Raw genomic sequence first — 23,596 nt, 5'->3', positions numbered from 1 at the left:
TGGGCAGAAAATTTTACCAAAAATACAATAAAACAAACGGATAATAAATGTACTGCATCTTAATTTCAGGGGAATAGCTCCAGCAAATGAAGGCTTTGCCGCCGCCCTATTCCCCGGGACCCTTCTTGTATCGCTTTCTCAGGCATACTTTCTCCCACTCCCTGGAGAGCAACAGGCAGGCCGCTGCATCGGCGACCTCCACCGGGTCTGTTAATGGGATGCCCTTAAAGGCCTTTTCCGGCACGCCGGCAGCATACATCAGGTTCAGGTAGGACGAAGTGCGCTCCATCAGGATCCGGTATAAGGCCTCCCGCAGTTCCAGGGCCCATTGGGTATCGGAACCTGTCCCCAGCGCCCGCGGAACATTCAGGCCTGCTCGTTGAAAATCCTTGACGACCTGACCCTTCAGGTCCGATTCCAACCCTGCTTGTCGGGCGGATTCCAGGATTTCAATACATCGAAGGGTGTTCGGCCCCATGGGTCCGGGCATTAAAACAACTGGGCTACTGCTTGAAGATCCTGCCGTCCTTCATTACAAAACGCACATCCATAAGCGTGCCGACATCCTCCAGGGGGTTGCCCGGGACCGCTATGATGTCCGCCAGGAAGCCCGCCTTGAGTTGACCGAGGCGCTGACCCATTCCCAGCAATGAGGCATTGGTAAGGGTTGCAGCCTGCAGGGCTTCCACAGCCGGCATCCCAGCCTCAACCATATACCCGAATTCCTGGGCATTCGTACCGTGCTTAAACACCCCGGCATCGGTGCCAAAGGCAATGGGCACTCCCTTTTTGTAGGCCCTGGAGAAGGTATTCTGGATCTGGGGGCCGATCTCCCGGGCTTTGATAGCCACAACTTCCGGAAAATACCCCGGAACATCCGCCAGGCGGGCGGCCTCTTTACCAGCGGAGATGGTAGGTACCATATAGACCCCGTACTCTTTCATCAAAGCCATGGTTTCCTCGCTCATAAGCGTCCCGTGTTCAATGGTGCGGATCCCGCCCTTGATAGCCCGCTGCATCCCTTCGTCCCCATGGGCATGGGCAGCAGTCAGCATCCCGTAGTCTTTGGCAGTCTCGGTTATGGCCCGGATTTCTTCTATGGTAAACTGGGGGTTCTGCCCGTTTTTGGCCACACTCAGGACGCCCCCGGTTGCGGTTATCTTGATCACATCCGACCCCTCCTTATAGCGCTGGCGTACTGCCTGCCGTCCGTCCTCGGGGGAGTTTACAACCCCTTCCCCGGGCCCCGGGTTCCCCATTTCGTCCAGGCGGCGGCCGTTTGTGGGGTCCGCATGACCCCCGGTGGTGGCAATGGATTTCCCTGCGGTATAAATCCTGGGGCCGGGCACAAGGCCTTTATCCACCGCTTTCCGCAGGGCGATATTCACCCCGCTGCCGCCCAGATCCCGGACCGTGGTAAACCCGGCCATAAGCGTCCGTTCGGCATAGACCGCAGCCTCGTAGGCGATATCCGCGGGGTTCATGGTGAGGCGTTTGATATAGGATTGCGGGCTCGATTCGCTTTCGATATGCACATGCATGTCGATGAGACCCGGGAGTACGGTGTAATCCTTTAGGTCTACCACCGCGTCCGAATCGGTTCCGGACTGGTAGCCTTTAAGCAGCTCACGGATCTCGTTTCCTTCCACCACCAGGGTTACCCCGGGTTGCAACCGGCCGGTTTCCATATCCAGGATCGCCCCGCATTGCAGGTATTGCTTTTGGGAAAACCCATAGAGGCTGCTGGCCAGAAGGGCTGCAAAAAGAAGTGCTTTTTTCATTATTGTCGGTGTTTATAATTAGGGGCTACAGTCCGCGTATTTTCTTTTCCCAATCCCAGGCCGAGCGCATGGCGTCGTCCAGGGTAGACTCCGCCTTCCATCCGAGTTCCTGGTTGGCGTGCATGGTATCGGCATAGGCCGAAATGACATCCCCGGCACGACGGCCAACTATCTTATAATTCAGGGGTTTTCCGGAAACCCGTTCAAAACTGCGGATAACCTCCAGGACCGAACTCCCGGTTCCCGTCCCGATATTGAATACTTCGTAATTGGCCTTGTTTTTTCCCTCCAGTAACCGCTGCAGGGCCACCACATGCGCCCGTGCCAGGTCCACCACATGGATATAGTCGCGGATACAGGTCCCATCGGGCGTGGGGTAGTCGTCCCCGAAGACCGAGAGTTCCTTCCGGATACCCGCAGCGGTCTGGGTGATAAAGGGCACCAGGTTTTGCGGCACCCCCAGGGGGAGTTCGCCGATCTCGGTGGAAGGATGTGCCCCGATCGGGTTGAAATAGCGCAGGGCGATCGCCTGCAAATGCTCCGTAACCTTACAGGTGTCCCGAATGATCTCCTCCCCTACCTGCTTGGTGTTCCCGTAGGGCGATTCGGCAGGCTGTACAGGGGCGTCTTCCGTAATGGGCATTTTCTCCGCCTGCCCGTAAACCGTACAGGAGGAGCTGAAAATAAAGTGGGCCTTAGGCCGGGTCGAAAGCTGGCCTAGTAAGTACACCAGGGTGCCCAGATTATTCTCGTAATAGAGCAAGGGTTTCTCCACGCTTTCACCTACGGCTTTGGATGCCGCAAAGTGGATGACCCCGTCCACTTCTGGGTGCTGGCTGAAGAAATCCTCCACGGCAGCCTTATCCCGCAGGTCCATTTTTACAAACTCCGGACGCTTCCCGGTAATGCCTTCAATTCCGTCCAAAACGGATTCCGAGGCGTTGGAACAGTTATCGATAATAACTACCTCAAATCCGGCCTGTTGTAATTCAACAGCGGTGTGGGAGCCGATAAAACCAAGGCCCCCGGTAACAAGTATTTTCATAGATCAAACGTTGAGAACCGCCGCCGGTCAATCTTCCCCATTGAGGAAGGCCAGTACGGTTTTGGTGATATATTCCAATTGTTCTTTATCCAGTTCCGTATGCATGGGAAGGGATAGTACCTCTTCGGACAACTGGTTGGTAACCGGGTAATCCGATTCCCTGAACCTCGGGTCTGTATAGGCTTTTTGACGGTGAAGCGGTACAGGGTAGTAGATGCCATAGGGAATCCCATTGCTGCCCAGGTGCTGGGCGAGGGCATCCCGCTTGCCTCCCCCTACGCGGAGGGTGTACTGGTGGAACACATGGCAGTCGCAGGTTTCGCAAATACCCGAACAGGAACGCACCGTCTCGGGGACTGTCAGCATCGGATGACCCTCAAAAGCCCTGCTGTAGTACCGGGCTGCCTCACGCCTCCGGTCGCAGTACCGGTCCAGGTGTGGAAGTTTGGCCCGCAAGACAGCGGCCTGCAGGGAGTCCAGCCGGGAATTGACTCCAATGACATCGTGATAATAGCGCTCGTACATCCCGTGGTTAACAATCCCGCGAATGGTATGGGCCAGGTCGTCATTGTCGGTGAAAATGGCGCCACCGTCTCCGTAGGCCCCCAGGTTTTTGGAGGGGAAGAAGGAGGTCGCCCCAACATGACCAATTGTGCCGGCCTTTTTACGACTCCCATCCGAGAACTGGTAATTCGCGCCAATGGCCTGGGCATTGTCTTCTATAACAAAGAGGTCGTGCTTGCGCGCAATCTCCATAATCCGTTCCATGTCGGCGCATTGGCCAAACAAGTGCACGGGCACTATGGCCTTTGTTCGTGGGGTAATGGCGCGCTCAATAGCTTCCGGGTCGATATTGAAATGGTGGGGGTCCACATCGACCAGCACAGGGGTAAGCTGCAGCAGCCCAATTACCTCTACCGTGGCAGCAAATGTAAAATCGGCGGTGATGACCTCATCACCGGGCTTCAGGCCCAGGCCCATCATAGCGATCTGAAGGGCATCCGTGCCGTTGGCACAGGGTATGACGTGCTTGACGCCCAGATACGTTTCGAGGTCCTTTTGAAAAGCGGCCACTTCGGGCCCATTGATGAAGGCTGCAGACTGGAGGATGCGGTCGAAGGCCTCCTGGACATCCTCCCGGATATCCGCATACTGGCCAATCAGGTCGACCATCTGAATTTTGCGCATGAAGGGACGTTTCTCAGACAAACATACAAAAATACAGGGCCCTCGTCAACGGATTTCTCAAAGAACCGTAATTTAGCCGAAAACCCTTCTACAGGTGTATTTCCTCTATGATCTGCTGGTCCGGATCGCAGGCCTGCTGCTTCCTGTCCTTGCCCTGTTCAAGCCTAAGCTCCGGTCCTTCCTGAATGGCCGGAAGCAGGTCTGGCACTACCTGGAAACATACTTGGAACCCGGCAAACCCCGTATTTGGATGCATACGGCCTCCCTGGGCGAATTTGAACAGGGGCTTCCCGTGCTGGAACACCTCCGGGAAGCCTATCCCGGCCACCAGTTCCTCGTGACCTTCTTTTCCCCCTCGGGGTATGAAATCAAAAAAGACAAGCTTCCCGGAGTGGCCGTATGCTACCTCCCACTTGATACCGCCCGAAATGCCCGCCGGTTCCTCGATAAGGTAAGCCCGGAGATCGCCCTGTTTGTCAAATACGAGGTATGGCCCAACCTTTTCCGCGAACTGGGTAGGAACCAAACCCCCATTGTCATGTTTTCGGCATTGTTCCGTCCGGATCAGGCCTACTTCAGATGGTACGGCGGTTTGTTGCGCAAAAGCCTGAAAAAGGTATCGCTGGTCTACGTACAGGACCAAGCCTCTATTGACTTGCTAAGTGGAATAGGGTTGCCCGATGCCCGGATTGCCGGGGACACGCGTTTGGATAGGGTTTCGGTAATCGCCGGGCAGGACAACCGGCTCGATTTCATGGACCGCTTTGCGGGCAACCGCATTTGCCTGGTGGCCGGAAGTACCTGGGCAGAGGACGAGGAAGTCATCGTCCCCTTCCTGAACAACCACCTCCCCAAAGGGGTTTGCGCCGTGGTTGCACCCCACCAGGTGGGCGCATCGCATATAGAGCACCTGGAAACCAGACTTCAGGCAAAAACAATTCGCTTCAGCAGCGCTACCCAGGAGGATCTGGAGCGCGCCGATGTCCTGATCCTGGATACCATAGGGCTGCTCACCAAGGTCTATGACTACGCTGCCGTAGCCTATGTTGGGGGCGGGTTTAGGACAGGCCTGCACAATACCCTGGAACCGGCCGTATTCGGGATTCCCATCCTGATAGGACCCCGGTTCGACAAATTCCGGGAAGCCTGCGACCTGGTCCGGGAGGGTGGAATCCTTCCCGTATCGGATGCCCAATCCTTTCGGGAGGCCATACTTCCCCTGTTGGAAGACGGAGAAGAACGCCAAAGAATCGGGGCCATCAACCGCCGATATGTGGAAGAAAACACAGGTGCCAGCATCCAGATTACCCAGGGGGTCCGTACGTTAGTATAGAGCCCCTTTGCTATGACACCTCCTACCTGCCTTGCCCTTTGCCTGGCCAGTTTCCTCTTGATGCTGACCGGCTGCCTGGATAACTCCGGGAGGCCTGGCACCCGCGGGCGGGAATCTTATCCTGAAAGGTCCTTCCCTGATACGGCTGGCCTGCGCACCCCAATCCCAGGAGACACTCCGGATAGGAAGGCCAGAAACCGCGATACCCTTTTACCCGTACTGGCAATCGCCAAACATCCCTGAGGCCGTATTGAAATGGTCATTTTTTCTTATGTTTATCCCAACTGACCAACCTTTCAGCGGCCATGCAATCCAAAATCCTCCGCATTTCCCTAACGGCCGCATTGGCCGGTTTCCTGTTCGGGTTCGACACTGTGGTGATCAGCGGCGCCAACCTCCCTATTAAGGAACTCTGGAATACCAGCCCCTGGTTCCACGGCACCTTTATCATGTCCATGGCCCTTTGGGGCACGGTAATCGGTTCTATTTTTGGCGGGATTCCATCCAACATCCTGGGTAGGAAAAAAACACTTTTCTGGATAGGGGTCCTCTATACCGTTTCCGCTGTGGGCTCTGCGCTTGCTTCCGGCCCCTATATCTTTTCCTTTTTCCGTTTCATAGGCGGGCTGGGCGTGGGGGCATCATCGGTTGCTGCCCCTATCTATATCTCTGAGATCTCCTCTTCGGAAAACCGGGGCAGGCTTACCGCCATGTACCAGTTTAATATCGTCTTCGGGATTTTCATAGCCTTTATCTCCAACTACCTCCTGAAAGGGGTTGGAGGAGCCAATGACTGGCGTTGGATGCTGGGGGTGGAGGCCATACCTGCAGCGATCTACACCCTTATGGTATTGAAAATCCCCAATAGCCCCAGGTGGATCCTGGCTACTAAGGGGAACATCGAGGAATCCCTTCGTATCCTGCGCCATATTGGCTTCAGCGAAGAAGCTGCACAGAAGGAAGTTCTGGAGGTACAACAGGCGGCAGGGAAGGACCCTGGTCAGGTGCGATTATTTTCCAAAACCTTCCGAAAACCCCTGACACTCGCATTTCTGATTGCGTTTTTCAACCAGCTTAGCGGAATCAATTTCGTGCTGTACTACGCCCCGGAAATCCTGGAGCGGGCAGGCCTGGCCTCCAGTGAATCCCTGTTTAATTCGATCTCCATCGGGATCATCAATCTGGTCTTTACCCTGGTAGGGGTACGGCTTATTGACCAGCTGGGCCGCCGTCAACTCATGCTGGTAGGCTCGGTAGGATATATTATCAGCCTGGCGATGGTGGGCTGGTGTTTCTACAGCGGGGCAGGGTCAACACTCCTGCTGGTATTCGTCTTGGTTTTTATCGCGTCCCATGCCGTGGGGCAGGGCGCTGTGATCTGGGTCTTTATCTCGGAAATCTTCCCCAACAAAGTAAGGGCATACGGGCAATCCTGGGGCACCGGGACCCATTGGGTGTTCGCGGCCCTGATTACTCTGGTAACACCCATATTCCTGGATGCCGAGAAAGGGATATTCGGGGAGAACCCCTGGCCTATTTTTGCCTTCTTTTCCACCATGATGGTCCTGCAATTGCTCTGGGTGGTATTCCGGATGCCGGAGACCAAAGGGGTGTCCCTCGAAGAACTGGGCAAGCGGCTGTCCGGAAAATCCTAAAGACGCCAAGGCCGTTCTTACAGCTTTTTGTAGGGCATACGGCCATCCTTTCGTAATCGGAGGGTAAAACTTTTATTATCAATTCATTATTTCGGGAAGACCATTTGTTTTTCCAGAGTTTATTCCTTTTTTTTGCTGTTCGTAGACAAAAACGCACTTTTGGTCGTATATACCTCCAAATGCGTTTCCATATCGTTCCCCCCGAACACGCATTTAAATAGTCGACATTAGAATACCCCACTGATGTTTGAACTAATGAGTTTAGTACATACAATCAATTCTTTGAACCCCACTAACACTATTTTAAATGAAAGTGAAAATTACCCTTTTGCTTGCACTAACCTTGTTATTTTCCCTCCAGGGACGCGCCCAGTGTAACGGTGCAACCTTCGAAGAGGAAAATGGCATTGTAGTCATTCAGGCCGAGTCCGGGAACCTCAGCGGTTCCTGGCAGCGGCAGAGCTCCGCTTCCGGTTTTACAGGAAGCGGTTACATCGTATGGAACGGATCGGATTATTTCAATAACCCCGGGAATGGTGTCATCAATTATACGGTGCGCATAAACTCCCCCGGGACCTATCGTTTCACTTGGAGAAGCCGCGTAGGAATCGGCGACGTCTCTACAGAGCACAATGATACCTGGCTGCGAATTCCGGATGCCGCAGATTTTTTTGCGCAGAACGGTAGCAGTATTCTCTACCCCAAAGGTTCTGGAAAAACCCCGAACCCGAATGGAGCGGGAGCTGGTGGCTGGTTTAAGGTTTTCCTTAGCGGAACCACCAGTTGGACCTGGTCTACCCGGACCAGCGACTTCAATGGGCACAACATTTATGCCCGATTTAACAGCGCCGGAAATTACACCATCCAACTTTCTGCCCGTTCACGGGGACACCAGATCGATAAAATCGTGATGTATAAGGAAAGCCAGTGGAGCGATAACGCAGCACGTAGTAACAACCTTGCTGAAACCCGTTGTGGCGGTACCAACAACCCACCCCCAGACGGAGGCGGAGGCGGTGATACCGGCGGCGGAGATACCGGCGGTGGAGGCACCGGAGGTGGTGATACCGGCGGAGGTGGCACCGGAGGCGGTGATACCGGCGGTGGAGGTTCCGGCGGCAACGACGGCCCGAATACCCCCCCTTCCGTTAGTATAACAAGTCCGGCAGATGGGCAGAATGTAGCTGCAGGCAGCAACGTTCGTATCGACCTGAACGCTAGTGATTCCGATGGCACCATTGCCCAACACAGGATTTTCGTCAATGGCACCCGGGTGGATCTGGATGGATCAACCTATACCCCACATGTTATCGAAAACATAACTGCAGGAGCGTATACTATTAGGGCTGTGGTTGTGGATAATAACGGGGCTACAGCAGAAGCTACAGTGAACATCACTGCCGGAGGCTCCGGAGGTGGAGACACTGGTGGTGGCGATACCGGCGGTGGAGATACCGGGGGTGGAGACACTGGCGGTGGAGACACTGGCGGGGGTGATACCGGAGGGGGTGATACCGGAGGGGGCAACGATGGCTCCAACACCCCTCCCAGTGTAAGTATTACCAGCCCTTCCGATGGTCAAAATGTAGCGGTTGGAAGCAATGTGAGAGTAGAACTGGATGCTGCCGATTCAGATGGGAGCATTGCCCAGCACCGGATTTTTGTAAACGGCAGCCGGGTCGATTTGGACGGACCCAACTACACACCCCATGTTATTGAAAACATCGCAGCCGGAACCTATGCCATCAGGGCGCTGGTTACAGACAACAACGGCGCGACTGCGGAAGCTACCGTAACCATCACAGTTGGCGGCAGCGGCGGTGATACAGGTGGCGGAGATACTGGCGGTGGTGACACCGGCGGAGGCGACACCGGAGGAGGCGACACCGGAGGTGGAAGTGGTGACCCAGTGGTTGCCATTACAAACCCGGCAGATGGTGAGAACTTCAATGCCGGCAATGATGTCCGCATCGAGTTGGCAGCCAGTGATTCCGACGGCAGTGTGGTCAGACACCAGATATTCGTCAATGGGGCCCTGGTCGATACCGATGGTTCCGGATACACGCCCCATGTAATCAGGAATATAGAGAATGGAGCATACACTATACGCGCAGTGGTAACCGATAATAACGGCAACCAAGGCGAGAGCACCGTAAATATTACCGTAGGCGGTTCTGCCGGAAGCGGTGGCGGGTCTGGTGATGGCGGAGGAGATGGAACACCTCCCCCGGCCAATAACGTCACCCTCAACCTGATCAACGCCAACACAGACCAGGTAGTACGCTCCGTCGAGCCTGGCATTAACATCCAGTTCGGGGAGGCCAGGAACTTCCAGGCAACCACCACAGTGGCCGGTGTAGCATCTGTTCGCATCCAGCTATCCGGCGCCTTGAATTCCAACCGTATCGAAAGTGTAGCGCCTTATTCGGCCTTTGGGGATGTGAATGGCGATTATGCCCCTACTAACTTGCCCGATGGGAATTATACCCTGACAGCCACCTTCTACTCCGGGGGCAATGCCAGTGGTACTCAGTTGGCAAGCCGTAGTGTTAGTTTCTCCGTAGGGTCGGGAAGCAATTCCGGCAAAACGGTTGTGGACCTGGCCAAGGTCGTGGTTTACCCCAACCCGGTTCCGGATGGGCAAGTCACGGTGAAACTCCCGGTACCCCTGCAGTCTACCTATGCCTACCAGCTTATGGCACCCAACGGTCAGATTGTAGACTACGGTGTGAAGGAAAACGCCAGTGCGTCAGACACCTCTTCACTTTACCTGAAGGGTCTGGAGCAAAGCCAGGAAGGGATTTATTACCTCACCCTTACAGATGGGGTCCACACCTTCTCTGTCCCTGTGGTCAAGAAATAACCCCTGCATTATACAAAAAGGACTCCGGCAAATGCCGGAGTTTTTTTTTGTCTTAATTCGAACGCTACCACGCCTTATCGGGGAAGCCGACCCGTTAATCGAAGAGTTCGGCACCCAGGGGTCCTTTGGTCGAATATCGAATCGCTTGTACCTGGTTTTTAGTATCTTGTGCTAAATACTATTGAAAATGGAACGTTCACTTTCTATGGGGACCCGTCTGCTCAACGGTTTTCTGAGCGTTATGGTCCTCCTGCTAATCCTCGTGCTGGGAGCCGTGGTTGTGTGCCTGCTTCTGGCTGCCCTCGGGGTGTTTTAAACTGATTTTTTTCTTCGAATCGATCGAATCTGAAGCTAAAAAAGCCCCCGGAATGCTGGGGGCTTTTTTATTGGGCCGGTTTCAGGGTTGTGACTACCGTAGATTGTGTTTCCATTTGGGAAATAAACCGGATGCCCCCCTCCATCAGGATTTCGACTTCCATGGGGATCTGGGAGCGAATGGATTCCCAATAGCCTTTCTTTACCTGGAAAACGCCCGTTCCGGTCCCGACCCCTTCCACGCGCATCCGGAACTGCTGCTGGCTGGTTAGGGCCTCCAAACGCTGATCCAAATCGAAGTACGCCCGTCCATCGCGAAGCGCTGTAAGGGTGTAGGTCATCCGGATTTTCATTTCGATGGGTTGCATCCCGGCCATGGGGAACTCCATGGGCACTTCGGCCGTGAAATCCTCTCCCACTGCAATGGGCTTCTGTGGCATTACCATGAAGCGTTCCATCTGGTCCAGGATACCTTTCATGGTCTGTTCCAGTATGGGGTTGGGCTGGTCCACCGAAAGGGAATCCAGGGTAAAAGACCGGCCATTGGTGAAGATGCCGTAAACCGAAATCCCGGAGAGGGGATTTTCCTCACTTTCCATGGCTTCCCCGTTCATCGCGGAGGAGGAGCGGATTTCACCATAGGCCAGATGCACCGGAAATGTGCCCTTGGGGGTCCTTTTACCCGTGGTCATGGTAGAGGGAATGTGGTTTACCATTTCCATTTCCATAGGGAATCCGTCGAGGTTCCCGCCCAGGGCCTGCCGCAGGGAATCCGGCACCTCCACATCCATGGTGCCTAATATCCGGTTCGTCATTTCCATAGTATAGACGGACTCGGGCCGGTATGCAAAAGTGAGGGTAACCGTTTCCTGTGCAAACAGTGAAGCGGATAGGGATAGGACCATCAAGGTAGTCAGGAGGTATCGGAACATGGCCGAAAAAGTTTATGGGTTGAAGGTACAAATAAGGCCGCGGATTATACTGCTCCGGCTTCCCAATCGTGGGCAGCTTTGCGCAGGCGGTCCATAATGGCAATCCCGATTCCGTTTTCCGGGACCGGTTGCGCAACCAAAACGTCCACATCCGATGCTTCCAGCTCATGCATGGCTCCGAAGATCCGGGTGGCGTATTCCCGCAGGTCTGCGGTCTGTGTGGGCGTAATGACACGGGCAAAGGACAGGGGTATTTCTCCACTGTAGCGGATGTAACCCGCCCGGGAGGGGTCTATCCGGCCTGCAAGTGCCTCCGAGTAAAGATAAAAAGGTTTGGCAGGGCTGTAATGGGAGGCCAGCATCCCCGGTGCTTCGGGGCTACCCGGGGCAGGTGCTTCGGAGGACTCCGGGATGATTCCAAGCAGGTCTTCCCGGGTAATTCCCCCGGGCCTCAGAATTACAAAGCCGTCTGGCCGCAACCCTATAATGGTCGATTCGATACCCACCCGGGTAGGCCCGCCATCCAGAACATAATCGGCCTCCGGCAGGTTCTTACTCACATGCCAGGCTTCGGTTGGGCTAATTCGGCCGAACTTGTTGGCGCTGGGCGCGGCAATGGGGCAACCGGCCCTACGGATCAGTTCCTGGGCAACCGGGTGGTCCGGCATCCTCAAGCCCACCGTTGGCAGGCCCGATGTGACTATATCCGGAACATGGCTGGTTTTTTCAAGGACCAGGGTAAGGGGCCCCGGCCAGAAGGCCTCCGCCAGGAGGGCAATTCGCGGGTCCCTGTCCGGAGTAAGCCCGTAAAGCTGTTCCAGGTCTGAAACGTGGACAATCAACGGATCGAAAGCAGGACGCTCCTTAAGCTCAAAAATGCGGGCAACTGCCATCGGATCCAGGGCATTGGCACCCAACCCATAGACGGTTTCCGTGGGGAAAGCCACCACTTTTCCGTCCCGGATCAATTGCGCCGCTTTTTTGATATCGTTCATACCCAAGCCAAGGAAACCCCTTGTATTGTATCCACAAAAAAACCCATCCGTCCGGATGGGTCTTCTGTACAGGTGGGGAGACTCGAACTCCCAAGCCTCGCGGCACTAGTACCTGAAACTAGCGTGTCTACCAATTCCACCACACCTGCATTCCGAAAGGACTGTTTTCCCAACGGCCCAGATTTCTCTAAATCGGGGCACAAATGTAATGTTTTTTGAATATGCGAACAAAGAATTATTCGATTTTACCTTCGTCATTAATGCATTCCACCCGGCCGCCTGTCCGGGCCCGTAGACAATTAAAGATTTCACCTATATTTAGAGAGAGGTATCGTGTTGAATTCACACTTTGAGCAACACTTTAGGCCTCATAGCCAATGCTGGGATGACGAAGAAAAAACTTAGGAGCGCCGAATGGTTCGGCCGGGACGATAAAATGGGCTTCGTCCATAGGAGCTGGATGCGGAACCAGGGGCATCCGGATCATATGTTCCGGGGTAAACCCGTAATAGGAATCTGCAATACATGGTCCGACCTCTCCCCCTGTAATGCCCACCTTAGGGAGTTTGCCGACATCGTAAAACGAGGCGTTTATGAGGCAGGAGGCTTTCCCCTGGAATTCCCGGTGATGTCCTTTGGCGAAACGCTTATGAAACCAACCAGCATGCTTTGGCGCAACCTGGTCAGCATGGATACCGAGGAGAGTATCCGGGCCAATCCGCTGGATGGGATTGTACTGCTTACCGGATGCGATAAAACCACCCCCTCCACCCTGATGGGGGCAGCCAGTGTGGACCTGCCTACCATCGTGGTTCCCGGGGGACCCATGCTCAATGGTAAATTCCGCGGACGGGATATCGGTTCCGGAACCGCAACCTGGCAACTGGACGAGCAACGGAAAGCGGGAACACTAACCCAGGAAGAATTCCTGGAGGCAGAATCGTGCATGTCCCGTTCTGCCGGGCATTGCATGACCATGGGAACGGCTTCCACCATGGCCACCATGGTAGAAGCCCTGGGACTGACCCTGCCGGGGGCCTCGGCCATACCTGCCGTGGACGCACGCAAAAAAGTAATGGCCCACTTATCCGGAAACCGCATTGTCGGGATGGTTAAGGAAGGGCTGAACCTCTCCCGGATACTGACGCGCAAGGCATTTGAGAATGCCATCAAGGTAAATTCGGCAGTGGGCGGCTCCACCAACCTCATCATTCACCTCACAGCCATTGCCGGCAGGATTGGGGTTGACCTCAACCTGGCGGATTTCGACCGGCTGGGCAGCAACCTCCCCCTTTTGCTGAACCTGATGCCTTCCGGGAAATACCTGATGGAAGACTATTACTACGCCGGGGGCTTGCCCGTAATCCTCGAGGAATTAGCCGGGGAGTTGCATATGGATTGCATTACCGTGAATGGGAAAACCCTAAGAGAAAACAACAGCGGTATCCCGTGTTACAACCGGGAGGTGATCGCCCGGATGGAATCGCCCGTAAAAGAGCAGGCAGGCATTGCCGTGCTCACGGGAAACCTGTGCGAGGACGGAGCCGTCATTAAGCCCGCAGCAGCAACACCGGCACTGCTCAAACACAAGGGGCGCGCCGTGGTATTTACCTCCGTGGAGGACTACCACAGGCGGATAGACGACCCGGACCTGGATGTCCAGCCGGACGATGTCCTGGTACTGCAAGGGGTGGGCCCAGTTGGCTACCCGGGAATGCCCGAGGTGGGCAATTTTGCCCTCCCGCAAAAACTCATCCGGGCCGGTGTAACCGACATGGTGCGGATCTCCGACGGGCGCATGAGCGGAACCGCTTACGGCACGGTGGTACTACACGTGGCACCGGAATCTGCCATAGGCGGAAATCTCGCCCTGGTCCGGAATGGGGACCTGATAGAGCTGGACGTGCCCGCCAGAACCCTTACCCTTTGTGTGCCGGAGGAAGAACTGCGCCAACGAAAAGAGCAGTGGACGCCCCCACCACCGGTAGCACAGCGCGGCTATGCCAGCATGTATATCCGGGAAGTAGAGCAGGCGCACAAGGGCTGTGATTTCGGCTTTCTGAAGGGCGGGTCCGGCAGTGACGTTTCACGCAACCTCCATTAACCTGCCCGGATGTATTTAATCCTGCTCATTGTTCTCAGTATCGCCTTTATTATCCTGGCCGGCACACGGCTGCGCTGGCACCCCATCCTGTCCCTGCTCACAGCGGCCTTTGGCTTCGGCGTCCTTAGCGGGGTGCCCGTACCCCAGGTGCTGGCCATTATCAATGCAGGGTTCGGGGCCACAATCGGGAATATTGGCCTTTTGATTATCCTGGGGATTATTATCGGCACCTTTCTGGAGAAATCCGGAGGGGCGGCCGTCCTGGCCCGGCGTGTCCTGGGCCTGATCGGGGAAAGGCGCGTCCATGCTGCCCTTGGACTGGTCGGATACATCGTGTCTATCCCCGTATATGCGGATAGCGGATTTATCATTCTGCACCCCCTGGCACGCGCCATGGGCCGAAAGGCAGGAGTACCCCTGGCCGGAGCCGGGATTGCTCTGGCACTAGGCCTTACAGCAAGTCATACCATGGTACCCCCTACTCCCGGGCCCATTGCAGCAGCCGGCATTCTTGAGGCGGACCTGGGGCAGGTCATGCTCTTCGGGCTGGTTACCAGTGTCTTGGCCCTGGCTGCCTGTGTGCTGTATGCCAAATGGATTGGTCCCCGGCTACGCCTGACGGGAAGCACCCCTGAAACCGCAGCCGAAGAAGCAGCTGCCCAGCAACCCCCAGGGGCCCTTAAAGCCAGCCTGCCCATCCTGATCCCCATAGTCCTTATCCTGTTGAATTCGGTTGCCGCCCTTCCCTCCCAGCCCTTCGGCAGTGGCCTGATCCCCGGCATACTGGCCATTTGCGGGACACCGGTAGCAGCGCTGGCAATAGGTCTTTTATTCGCGCTGTTATTGCCGGCAAAATTTGAGAAACGAATGTTAAGCACTTCCGGTTGGGTGGGAGAAGCCCTTACTTCAGCGGCGGTCATTATCCTGATTACCGGGGCCGGAGGCGCCTTCGGGAAAGTACTCCAGGAAGCCGGAATCAGGGATTTACTGGGAGCTCAGGTCCAATCGGCATCCCTGGGGATCTGGCTGCCCTTCCTGATTGCCGCTACCATTAAATCGGCCCAGGGTTCCTCCACTGTAGCCCTGATTACCACAGCTTCTATAATCGCCCCCTTGTTGGGACCGCTTGGCCTGGAGGTTCCGGAAGCCAAGGCCCTCGCCGTCATCGCCATTGGGGCAGGTTCTGCCGTGGTCTCCCATGCGAACGACAGCTTTTTCTGGATTGCCACCCAGCTCATCGGCCTCGACACCCGAAACGGATATCTGGGGCACACCGCCGGTACGGCTGTTCTTGGCCTGAGCGCCATGGCAGTTCTCAGTCTCCTGAGTTTTTTCATCCTCTAAACCCATCCCAATGCGAGCATACCACACCCAAAACGGAACAATCCTGGAATTCGAAGGCACCTTTTACACCAGCGACCTTTCCTGGAACGAACTGTCCCGGTCCGAAAACCCCAGGCAACTCGCCCTGGAGTCCATAGACCACTCTGCTCCTGCACCCAACCCATTGGACCAACCTCAATCGCTTTTGCCCCCAATAGGAAAACAAGAGGTCTGGGCCAGCGGGGTTACCTATATGCGGTCACGCAGCGCCCGGATGGAAGAAGCGAAGGAGGCCGGCGGAGGCACCTTTTACGACCGGGTATACGAAGCCAGCCGGCCCGAGCTGTTTTTTAAGGCCCCCTATTACCGGGTTAGCGGGCACGGCGGAAATGTGCGGATCCGGAGGGATTCCGGTTGGGATGTCCCAGAGCCGGAGCTAACCCTGTTACTGAGCCCCACAGGTCGCATAACGGGGTATACCATTGGCAATGATATGAGTTCGCGGAGCATTGAAGGCGAAAACCCGCTTTACCTGCCTCAGGCGAAGACCTACGATGGGGCTGCAGCCCTGGGCCCCTGTCTGTACCTGCCGGATGGGGCACTGCCGGTTGAAACCGAAATACGGATTGCCATCCGGCGGGCAGACCAGCTTGTCTTTGAAGGCAGCACGGACCTTGGCCAGATCAGGCGTGGCTTTGACGAGCTCGCCTCCTGGCTCTTCCGGGAACTCACCTTCCCGGAGGGCTGCCTGCTGATGACCGGGACCGGGGTAGTACCTCCCAATGCCTTTACGCTGCAGGCCGGGGATGAAATCCGGATTACCATTCCTCCGATAGGGACCCTGGTCAATACGGTTGCTGCCGATTAAACCGAAACAGGGGCTAGATTTTCAGTTCCCAGCCCTTTTCATATTCCCTCTTCCAGGACTTCATGGCTTCCGGGCTATTGAGGACCCTTCCGCTCTGAGTATCCACCTTGAGGGTATGCCCGGCGTCCTGGGCCATATTCCCCAGATGGCATAACATGGTGGAGATACTGGCATCCGCAATGGGAGCGGTTAGGGGGGTGCCCCTGCGGATGGCATCGAAGAAATTCGAAACGTGGGACACATCCAGCCCGCCCATTCCCTGAGTGTCGGTGGTCTCACTGGCACTGCGCTCGAAAAAGAAGGCAACGGGGTTACCCCCAAGGTCGTAGCGTTTATAAAAATTCCGGCTCAGCTCAATGGTTCCCTTCTCCCCGTAAAGGGTTACGCCACGGCCCGGGCGTTCGGGCTTGAGCAACCCCCGGCTGTGCCCGGTCCAGGTAATGAACTTTCCTTCGGCAAAGGTGTAGGTTACCTGCTGGTTGTCCGGAAATTCCCAGTCGTCGTCGTAGGTATACGTACCGCCGAAAGAGGTAACGGTTTCCGGCAGGTCAACCCCGAGTGCCCACCGGCAGATGTCGATTTCATGGGTGCCGTTATTGTGGATTTCCCCCGTGCCCCAGCGGCGGAACCAGTGCCAGTTGTACGGGTGGATATTGGAACGGTAGCCGGTCCTGGGGGCTGGTCCCTGCCAGAGTTCCCAGTCCAACGTGGACGGCACCTCCATGGCTGTTCCCTTCCCAATGGATCCGCGGTTGTTGGAATAATAGGCCTCCCCTTTGAAAACGGTGCCTATGGCTCCTTCCCGGATGTCGCTAATGGCCCGGATGGAGGTTTCGGCCGAACGCTGCTGGTTACCCATCTGCACCACCTTCCCGTATTTCTTCTGGGCAGCCACCAACAGCTCATTCTCATGTGGATTGTGGCTGCAGGGCTTTTCCACATAAACGTGCTTCCCCGCCTGAAGAGCCGCGATGGCCATGGGCGCATGCCAATGCTCCGGGGTGGCGATAAAAACCGCATCCACCTCCGGGTCGTCCAGGATACGACGGAAGTCCTTCTCCACCTTGGGCACCTCACCAATCTGCTTCTCACACCAGGCGTTGTGCGCTTCCAGGATCACGTCGTCTACGTCGCAGCTGTATTTGATATAGGTATCGGGACAGGCGTGGATGGCCATGACATGGGCCTTTCCCCTGCTCCGGATGCCGATAACCGCACAGGTAATGGTTTCGTTTGCGCCCAGGATCCGGCTATAGCCTGCACTGGGGAAGAGCACTGCGGACAAGCCAAGGGCAGCTGAGCCGGCCGATGTTTTCTTGATAAAGCTTCTGCGGGTTTCCATATCCTACGGGTTTAGGGTTTTGATTTTGATATTTCTGAACTGGACCCGGTCTCCGTGGTCCTGCAGGAGGATATGCCCCCTTTCGGCCTCCCCGAATCCCGGCCAGACCTTATACTTGCTTTCGGCAACCAGTTGTCGGTAGGCCTCGCTCCCGCGCTCGTATTCCAGGACCTTTACCCCATTGAGCCAGTGTTCCACATGCCCCTTATCCGAACGGATGTAGGCGGTGTTCCAGGCCCCTATCGGGTTGACGGGTTTGGCTGCATCTGCCGCGATGAGGTCGTAGAGGGAGGCCAGGGTTCTGCTCCCCTCGTGGTTTCCGAGTTTCGCATCCGGGTGGCGGGCATCGTCCAGGATCTGGTATTCCAGGCCAATGGCCGATCCTTCTCCCTTATTGAGCTGGGTATCCACATAGTATTTGATACCGCTGTTCGCCCCTTCGGTTATCCTAAAATCGACACGAAGCTCGAAATCGCCATAGGTGGCATCTGTCACAATATCGCCTCCGGCTGCCGACTCCTCCCCTCCGGAAGCCAGGACGGTCAGGATGCCGTTTTCAACCGTCCAACCTTGCTGGGGAAAGCCTTCCAGGCGGGCGCCATGCCACCCCTTGGTGGTCTTGCCGTCCCACAGGAGCTGCCAGCCCTGGTCTGCTTCGGTGCGCGTCAGTTCATTCAGCGTTCGTACCGGCTCCAGCGGGGTGGGTTTTGAATAGCGGTGGAGACTGTCGGTGAGGATTCTGATGTTGCGCCAGCGGATTTCTGTACCCGCTTGCTGCTCCTCCGATATGCTGTGGACCTGCAGGGCGATAAAGCCGGTGCGGGTTTTGTCGTCTATGAGGTGGGCGGCAGGCACCCCGTTGACCCATGTTTTCAGGGTATCCCCTATGGCTTCGATCCGGTAATGGTTCCAGTCCGTCCTGCGGAACGCCTGCTGGGCTTCGGGGTTTCCATCCATCGGGACCAACCACCCCCTGCGGGCTTCGTCGTAAATGCCCCCGCTCCAGCTGCGCTCGGAAGGGTCTATCTCAATCTGGTAGCCGTGTACCCGGCCATTCTGGTAGTAGGGGAAACTGTTGCTGCGGATCTGGATCCCGGAATTCATGGTGGTGTCTACCAGGTATTCCAGTTCCAGGATAAAATCGGAGTACTCCTGCCCGGTAGTCAAAAAGGAATTGGGGGAATCGTGGACCGTGCGCCCCACAATTTCGTTCCCTTCCACCAGGTATTCGGCCGAGCCGCCCAGTTGCTCCCAACCGCTTAAATCCTTACCGTTGAAGAGGTCCTGCCAGGGTGCCTCGTCCCGTGGAGCACGGCTGCACCCAAGGGCCAGGGCCAGGGCCAGACCACCAATTACGCGTAGTGTTTTCATATGTATAGGTTATGTTGTTTATAAATCGAACAAGCCGGGTAGCCAAAGACTGAGTTCCGGAAAATACGTGACCAGGAAAAGGGCTGCGATCATGGCCAGAAACAGTGGCAGCAGCGGCCGGACCACCTTTTCGATACTGGTCCGGGCAATACCTACCCCAACGAACAACACCGAGCCTACAGGAGGGGTACAAAGACCGATGCAGAGGTTCAGGATCATGATAATGCCGAAATGCACCGGATCAATCCCCAGCCGGGTCACCACAGGCAAAAAGATAGGGGTAAAAATCAAAACCGCCGGGGTCATATCCATAAATATCCCTACCAAAAGCAGGATCAGGTTAATCAGCAACAGGATGGCAATCTTATTATCGGTCAGCCCCAGGAGGCCATCGCTGATCCCCTGGGGGATATGCTGGTAGGACAGGACCCAGGACATACACATGGATGCCCCGATGAGCAACATGACTATGGCCGTGGTTGCGGAGGCCTTCAGGGCGATAGCCCTGAGTTTCTCCGGGGTGTATTCCCGGTAAATCCACCCCAGAACCAGGCTGTACAATACGGCTATGGCAGAGGCCTCGGTTGCGGTGAAGATGCCGGCCACAATCCCTCCGATGACCAGAACCAGCAGGAACAGGCTGGGAACGGCATCCACAAAGGTTTTCAATACCTCCGAAAGACGGCTGCGCCGTCCTACCCCATACCCCTTGCGCCTGGCCCAGAGTGCCGCCACCACCATAAGCAGGAATCCCGTAAGGATCCCGGGGATGTAACCCGCCAGGAAAAGGGCGGCTATAGAGGCGCCCCCGCTGGCCAGGGAATAAACGATAAGGATATTGCTGGGCGGGATCACCAGCCCGGTGGTCGCAGAGGTGATATTTACCGCTGCACCAAATTCCCGGTCGTACCCCTGTTTCTCCATTTCAGGGCCCAGCATGCTGCCCATGGCAGAGGCGGAGGCCAGGGCCGAACCCGCAATAGCCCCCATGAGCATGGCCGAGATGATATTGATCAGCGCCAACCCACCGGGCAGCGCCCCCACCAGGGTTTTGGCAAAGGCGATTAAGCGGCGGGCAATCCCCCCCTGGTTCATCAGCTCCCCGGAAAGCACAAAGAAGGGGATGGCCAACAGGGCAAAACTGTCGAGGCCCGCTGCCATACGCTGGGCCACGGTTGTAAGGGCTGGCAGGGCCGGGATGCTCACCAGCATGGTGAGGGTTGCGGAAATGGCGATACTCCATGCCACAGGAGTCCCAATTGCCAACAGGCAGATAAAGCTCAGCACCAGGACCAGAAGGGGGATGTATTCCATAGGTTCAGGTTTTTAGCAGGGCCTCCGCCTTGTAATAGATGATGAGTATCCCGCTCAACGGCAGCACCAGGTAGACATAGGCCAGGGGTACCCCCAGTGCGGGGGAATACTGTTGCAAAACATAGGTGATGTAGACAAGCCTGGCACCACCCAGCACCAGGCCGAACAGGCAAAAGACCAGGACTACCCAGTGCACGACCCGGTTCATGCGGGCCTGCCCCTTCTCCGAAAGCCTGTCAGGCAGGACACGGATAGCCACGTGCAGCTGCTGGCCCGAGGCATAGGCTGCCCCGAGCACCCCAAGCCAGATCATCAGGTACCTGGCCAGCTCGTCGGTAAAGGAACTGGGGGCGCCAAGTACATACCGGCTGAAAACCTGCCACAAGACATTGAGGAACATGGCGGTCATCAGCACCACCAGGGTGCCGGCCAGGATCCGGTCTACGCGCGCTCTGAACGTCATAGGGAAGGGGTATTCTGGATTTGGCGGATAAGGCGGTTAAGGGTACTGTCCGATTCATAGAGCTCATAAGCCCCGCGGGACTTCTCTGCAAAAGGCTCCTTATCCGGGGTAGTGATGGTGACCCCGGCGTCGCGGACGGCATCCAGGGCCTCAGTCTCGGCCCGGGCCCAAAGTTCCCGCTGGTACCCGATGGACAGGCGGGCGGACTCCCGGACCCATTGCTGTTGCTGCGGGGTGAGGGTCTCCCAGAATCGGGTCCCTGCGATCAGGACATCCGGGGAGAAGGTGTGCTCATCGAGGGCATAGTACTTACAGACCTCATAGTGGCGGGCCAGGTAAAAACTCGGGGGGTTGTTCTCAGCGGCATCCACCACCCCCTGTTGCAGGGCCGTATACAGCTCCCCCCAGGATATCGGCGTTGGCGACCCGCCCATGCTGCGGACCATATTGATGGCGGTAACGCTTTCCATGACGCGTACCTTCATCCCTTGCAGGTCGTCCGGGTGGGCCACCGGGCGGTCCATGGTATAAAAGCTACGGTATCCGGCATCGTAGAATCCCAGGCCCCTGAGCCAGTACTGCAACCCGTCGTCCAGCAGTTCCTGCCCGATAGGCCCGTCCAGTACGGCAAAGGCGTGGGGGCGGTCCCGGAACAAATAGGGTAAACCGAGGATCCGGGTTTTAGGCGCAAAATTCTCCAGGGTGGCCACCGAAACCTTGGTCATATCCAGGGTCCCGATCTGGAGGAGTTCCAGGATTTCCCTTTCGCTTCCGAGTTGCTGGTTGGGGTAGATCTCCAACCGCATACGCCCCCCGGAACGCTTCAGGAGGTCTTCGCCCATAAAGACCATGGCCTTGTGTACCGAATGGGTAACGTCCAGGCCATGGGCCAGGCGGATAGTGGTACTGGAGGATTCGTTCCGGCACGAAACCAGAAGCAATACCAGAGCTATGGGAACCAGGGCCCTCAGGCCGAACCGGATTTAAGTTGGGCAATAGTCTTGAGCACCTGGCGTACCCGGGCTTCCAGCCCCTGGTAATCCTGTGTCCGAGCCAGATCTGAGGGGACCAGCTGGGAACCCATCCCCACGCATGTCACCCCGGCTTGGAACCAGGCACGCAGGTTTTCCGGGTCGGTGCTCACCCCCCCTGTAGGCATAATGCTGGTCCAGGGCTGAGGGCCCTTTATCGCCTTTACAAACTCCGGCCCGTACACGGAGCCAGGGAAAAGTTTGATGATTTCACAGCCCAGTTCCTCGGCCCTGTTGATCTCGGTTAGCGTCCCGCAACCCGGAGACCATAGTACCTTGCGCCTGTTGCACAAAAGGGCCACATCTTCCCGCAATGCCGGGGTTACGATAAAGTCGGCCCCCATCCGCATGTAGTGGGAGGCCGCAGGTGCATCGGTCAGCGATCCGGCGCCCAGGGCCATTTCAGGAAGTTCGGTGCGCACATAATGGCTCAGGTCGGCAAAGGCCTCATGGGCCATATCCCCCCTGGCGGTAAACTCCAACAGGCGAGCGCCGCCCCGGTAACAGGCCGCTGCCACCTGGCGGCAATGCGCCGGATCGGGGTGGTAAAACAGGGGCACGAGCCCGGTACTTTCCATTTTCTGCACCACTTCTATCCTCGAGAATCCGGCCATTTTGTGCTTCTTTTTAGGTTAACGGACCACGCGTCCGGAGGCGTCGCCGCCCATAAGTTTTTCCACCTCTGCGACTGAAACCAGGTTGGCATCGCCCACTATGGTATGTTTCAGGCAGGACGCCGCTACCGCAAAGTCCAGGGCTTTCTGATCGTCTGCCGGGTAGGTCTGCAGGCCGTAAATAAGGCCTGCCATAAAGGAGTCGCCCCCGCCAACCCGGTCTACGATATGGGTAATCTGGTACTCCCGGGAAGCGTACATGGTTTCACCGTCGTAGAGGATCCCCGCCCACGTATTGTGAGAAGCAGACAGGGAACCCCTCAGGGTGGTAATCACCTTTTTGGCATTGGGGAATCTTTCCATCATCTGCTCGCAAACGCTGCGAAAGGCTTCGGCCTTTACCGAATCCCCATGGCGGGAAACATCCAGACCCTCGGGCTTGATCCCGAAGTGTTTCTCGGCATCCTCCTCGTTGCCCAGAATAATGTCGCAGTAGCCGGTAAGCTCGGTCATGATGCCCTGCGAGGGTACGCCGTATTTCCAAAGCTTGGCCCGGTAATTGAGGTCTGTGGATACCGTTAGCCCCATCTTGCGGGCAGTTTTTACAGCCTCCAGGCAGGCATCGGCAGCACCCTGGGAAATGGCTGGGGTAATCCCGGTCCAGTGAAACCATCCGGCATCGGCAAAGACCGCTTCCCAGTCTACCATCCCCGGGCCAATCTCCGCCATGGCGGAGTGCGCCCGGTCGTAAATGACCTGGCTGCCCCGGCTCACCGCCCCCGTTTCCAGGAAGTAAATGCCCAGTCGCTGCCCCCCGAAAAGGATCTTGCCGGTGCCCACCCCCCGTTTGCGGAGTTCCATGAGGGCACAGCGGCCCAGGTCGTTGTCTGGCAGGCGGGTGACAAAATCGACCGGCATCCCGAAGTTTGCCAGGGATACGGCCACATTGGACTCCCCTCCCCCATAGACCACATCGAACTGATGGGCCTGGGAAAACCGAAGGAATCCGGGAGGGGACAGCCGCAGCATGATTTCCCCGAAAGTGACTGTTTTTTTCAT

The 23,596-nt window shown here is 56.5% G+C and carries 20 protein-coding genes and 1 tRNA gene; 7 read left to right on the top strand and 14 right to left on the bottom strand.

Annotation, left to right across the window (positions count from 1 at the left end; genetic code table 11):
* Nucleotides 1-106: 106 nt before the first annotated feature.
* Genes CA832_RS04920 through CA832_RS04905 form a run of 4 tightly spaced genes read right to left on the bottom strand, consistent with a single transcriptional unit; the run spans nucleotide 107 to nucleotide 4,014 of the window.
* Nucleotides 107-478 (bottom strand): hypothetical protein, encoded by a 372-nt coding sequence (locus CA832_RS04920; protein ID WP_088340420.1) that lies wholly within the window; start codon nucleotides 476-478, stop codon nucleotides 107-109.
* A 25-nt stretch (nucleotides 479-503) separates the two neighbouring features.
* Nucleotides 504-1,781, bottom strand: coding sequence for a metal-dependent hydrolase family protein (locus tag CA832_RS04915; RefSeq protein WP_088340419.1), 1,278 nt, complete (start codon nucleotides 1,779-1,781; stop codon nucleotides 504-506).
* 25 nt (nucleotides 1,782-1,806) lie between these two features.
* Complete coding sequence (gene galE, locus CA832_RS04910; RefSeq protein WP_088340418.1) at nucleotides 1,807-2,826, bottom strand: UDP-glucose 4-epimerase GalE; 1,020 nt, start codon at nucleotides 2,824-2,826, stop codon at nucleotides 1,807-1,809.
* A 27-nt stretch (nucleotides 2,827-2,853) separates the two neighbouring features.
* Entirely contained in the window at nucleotides 2,854-4,014 is a 1,161-nt protein-coding gene (locus CA832_RS04905; RefSeq protein ID WP_088340417.1) for a DegT/DnrJ/EryC1/StrS family aminotransferase, read from the bottom strand.
* Nucleotides 4,015-4,108: 94 nt separating this feature from the next.
* Between CA832_RS04905 and CA832_RS04900 the strand changes: the two genes are divergently transcribed.
* The 4 genes from CA832_RS04900 (at nucleotide 4,109) to CA832_RS15260 (ending at nucleotide 10,181) form a co-directional block, all read left to right on the top strand.
* Nucleotides 4,109-5,347: a 3-deoxy-D-manno-octulosonic acid transferase gene (locus CA832_RS04900; RefSeq protein WP_088340416.1), complete on the top strand. Its 1,239-nt coding sequence runs from the start codon at nucleotides 4,109-4,111 to the stop codon at nucleotides 5,345-5,347.
* A 305-nt stretch (nucleotides 5,348-5,652) separates the two neighbouring features.
* Nucleotides 5,653-7,002 carry a sugar porter family MFS transporter gene (locus CA832_RS04890; protein WP_088340414.1) on the top strand — a complete coding sequence of 450 codons (1,350 nt, stop codon included), beginning with the start codon at nucleotides 5,653-5,655 and terminating at the stop codon, nucleotides 7,000-7,002.
* A 307-nt stretch (nucleotides 7,003-7,309) separates the two neighbouring features.
* The gene (locus tag CA832_RS14995) at nucleotides 7,310-9,865 is read left to right on the top strand and encodes an Ig-like domain-containing protein (RefSeq protein WP_158211881.1); all 2,556 of its coding nucleotides are present in this window, start codon (nucleotides 7,310-7,312) and stop codon (nucleotides 9,863-9,865) included.
* Between the two features lie 187 nt (nucleotides 9,866-10,052).
* Nucleotides 10,053-10,181, top strand: a complete 129-nt coding sequence (locus tag CA832_RS15260) for a hypothetical protein (RefSeq protein WP_262502080.1) — start codon at nucleotides 10,053-10,055, stop codon at nucleotides 10,179-10,181.
* A gap of 67 nt (nucleotides 10,182-10,248) precedes the next feature.
* Here CA832_RS15260 and CA832_RS04865 read toward each other — a convergent pair whose 3' ends face one another.
* From CA832_RS04865 to CA832_RS04855, 3 genes are all read right to left on the bottom strand, one after another.
* Nucleotides 10,249-11,112: a hypothetical protein gene (locus CA832_RS04865; protein WP_088340409.1), complete on the bottom strand. Its 864-nt coding sequence runs from the start codon at nucleotides 11,110-11,112 to the stop codon at nucleotides 10,249-10,251.
* A gap of 44 nt (nucleotides 11,113-11,156) precedes the next feature.
* On the bottom strand, nucleotides 11,157-12,107 hold the full coding sequence (locus CA832_RS04860; protein ID WP_088340408.1) for an L-threonylcarbamoyladenylate synthase: 951 nt from the start codon (nucleotides 12,105-12,107) through the stop codon (nucleotides 11,157-11,159).
* A 67-nt stretch (nucleotides 12,108-12,174) separates the two neighbouring features.
* A tRNA-Leu gene (locus tag CA832_RS04855) sits at nucleotides 12,175-12,256 on the bottom strand.
* Between the two features lie 236 nt (nucleotides 12,257-12,492).
* On the opposite strand from CA832_RS04855, the gene CA832_RS04850 reads away from it, so the two are divergent.
* From CA832_RS04850 to CA832_RS04840, 3 genes are read left to right on the top strand one after another with little or no spacing between them, the layout of a single operon-like run.
* The gene (locus tag CA832_RS04850) at nucleotides 12,493-14,211 is read left to right on the top strand and encodes an IlvD/Edd family dehydratase (protein ID WP_088340407.1); all 1,719 of its coding nucleotides are present in this window, start codon (nucleotides 12,493-12,495) and stop codon (nucleotides 14,209-14,211) included.
* A 9-nt stretch (nucleotides 14,212-14,220) separates the two neighbouring features.
* Nucleotides 14,221-15,555 carry a GntP family permease gene (locus CA832_RS04845; RefSeq protein ID WP_088340406.1) on the top strand — a complete coding sequence of 445 codons (1,335 nt, stop codon included), beginning with the start codon at nucleotides 14,221-14,223 and terminating at the stop codon, nucleotides 15,553-15,555.
* 10 nt (nucleotides 15,556-15,565) lie between these two features.
* Nucleotides 15,566-16,402, top strand: coding sequence for a fumarylacetoacetate hydrolase family protein (locus CA832_RS04840; protein WP_088340405.1), 837 nt, complete (start codon nucleotides 15,566-15,568; stop codon nucleotides 16,400-16,402).
* Nucleotides 16,403-16,415: 13 nt separating this feature from the next.
* Here the strand turns inward: CA832_RS04840 and CA832_RS04835 are convergent, their stop codons facing one another.
* The 7 genes from CA832_RS04835 to CA832_RS04805 are packed head-to-tail and all read right to left on the bottom strand — an operon-like array spanning nucleotide 16,416 to nucleotide 23,596.
* Nucleotides 16,416-17,744 carry a Gfo/Idh/MocA family protein gene (locus CA832_RS04835; RefSeq protein WP_088340404.1) on the bottom strand — a complete coding sequence of 443 codons (1,329 nt, stop codon included), beginning with the start codon at nucleotides 17,742-17,744 and terminating at the stop codon, nucleotides 16,416-16,418.
* Between the two features lie 3 nt (nucleotides 17,745-17,747).
* Nucleotides 17,748-19,115 carry a 3-keto-disaccharide hydrolase gene (locus CA832_RS04830; protein WP_088340403.1) on the bottom strand — a complete coding sequence of 456 codons (1,368 nt, stop codon included), beginning with the start codon at nucleotides 19,113-19,115 and terminating at the stop codon, nucleotides 17,748-17,750.
* Nucleotides 19,116-19,133: 18 nt separating this feature from the next.
* Nucleotides 19,134-20,429 (bottom strand): TRAP transporter large permease, encoded by a 1,296-nt coding sequence (locus CA832_RS04825; protein WP_088340402.1) that lies wholly within the window; start codon nucleotides 20,427-20,429, stop codon nucleotides 19,134-19,136.
* Nucleotides 20,430-20,433: 4 nt separating this feature from the next.
* Complete coding sequence (locus CA832_RS04820) at nucleotides 20,434-20,892, bottom strand: TRAP transporter small permease (protein ID WP_088340401.1); 459 nt, start codon at nucleotides 20,890-20,892, stop codon at nucleotides 20,434-20,436.
* The gene (locus tag CA832_RS04815) at nucleotides 20,889-21,833 is read right to left on the bottom strand and encodes a TRAP transporter substrate-binding protein (RefSeq protein WP_233131733.1); all 945 of its coding nucleotides are present in this window, start codon (nucleotides 21,831-21,833) and stop codon (nucleotides 20,889-20,891) included. Before CA832_RS04815 ends, CA832_RS04820 begins: the two co-directional genes overlap by 4 nt.
* A gap of 26 nt (nucleotides 21,834-21,859) precedes the next feature.
* Nucleotides 21,860-22,537, bottom strand: a complete 678-nt coding sequence (locus CA832_RS04810; RefSeq protein WP_088340399.1) for a bifunctional 4-hydroxy-2-oxoglutarate aldolase/2-dehydro-3-deoxy-phosphogluconate aldolase — start codon at nucleotides 22,535-22,537, stop codon at nucleotides 21,860-21,862.
* Nucleotides 22,538-22,555: 18 nt separating this feature from the next.
* Nucleotides 22,556-23,596: a sugar kinase gene (locus CA832_RS04805; protein ID WP_088340398.1), complete on the bottom strand. Its 1,041-nt coding sequence runs from the start codon at nucleotides 23,594-23,596 to the stop codon at nucleotides 22,556-22,558.

It is taken from the genome of Robiginitalea sediminis (assembly GCF_002198115.1).
Classification (GTDB): domain Bacteria; phylum Bacteroidota; class Bacteroidia; order Flavobacteriales; family Flavobacteriaceae; genus Robiginitalea; species Robiginitalea sediminis.
This window is presented reverse-complemented; position numbering and strand designations above follow the sequence as displayed.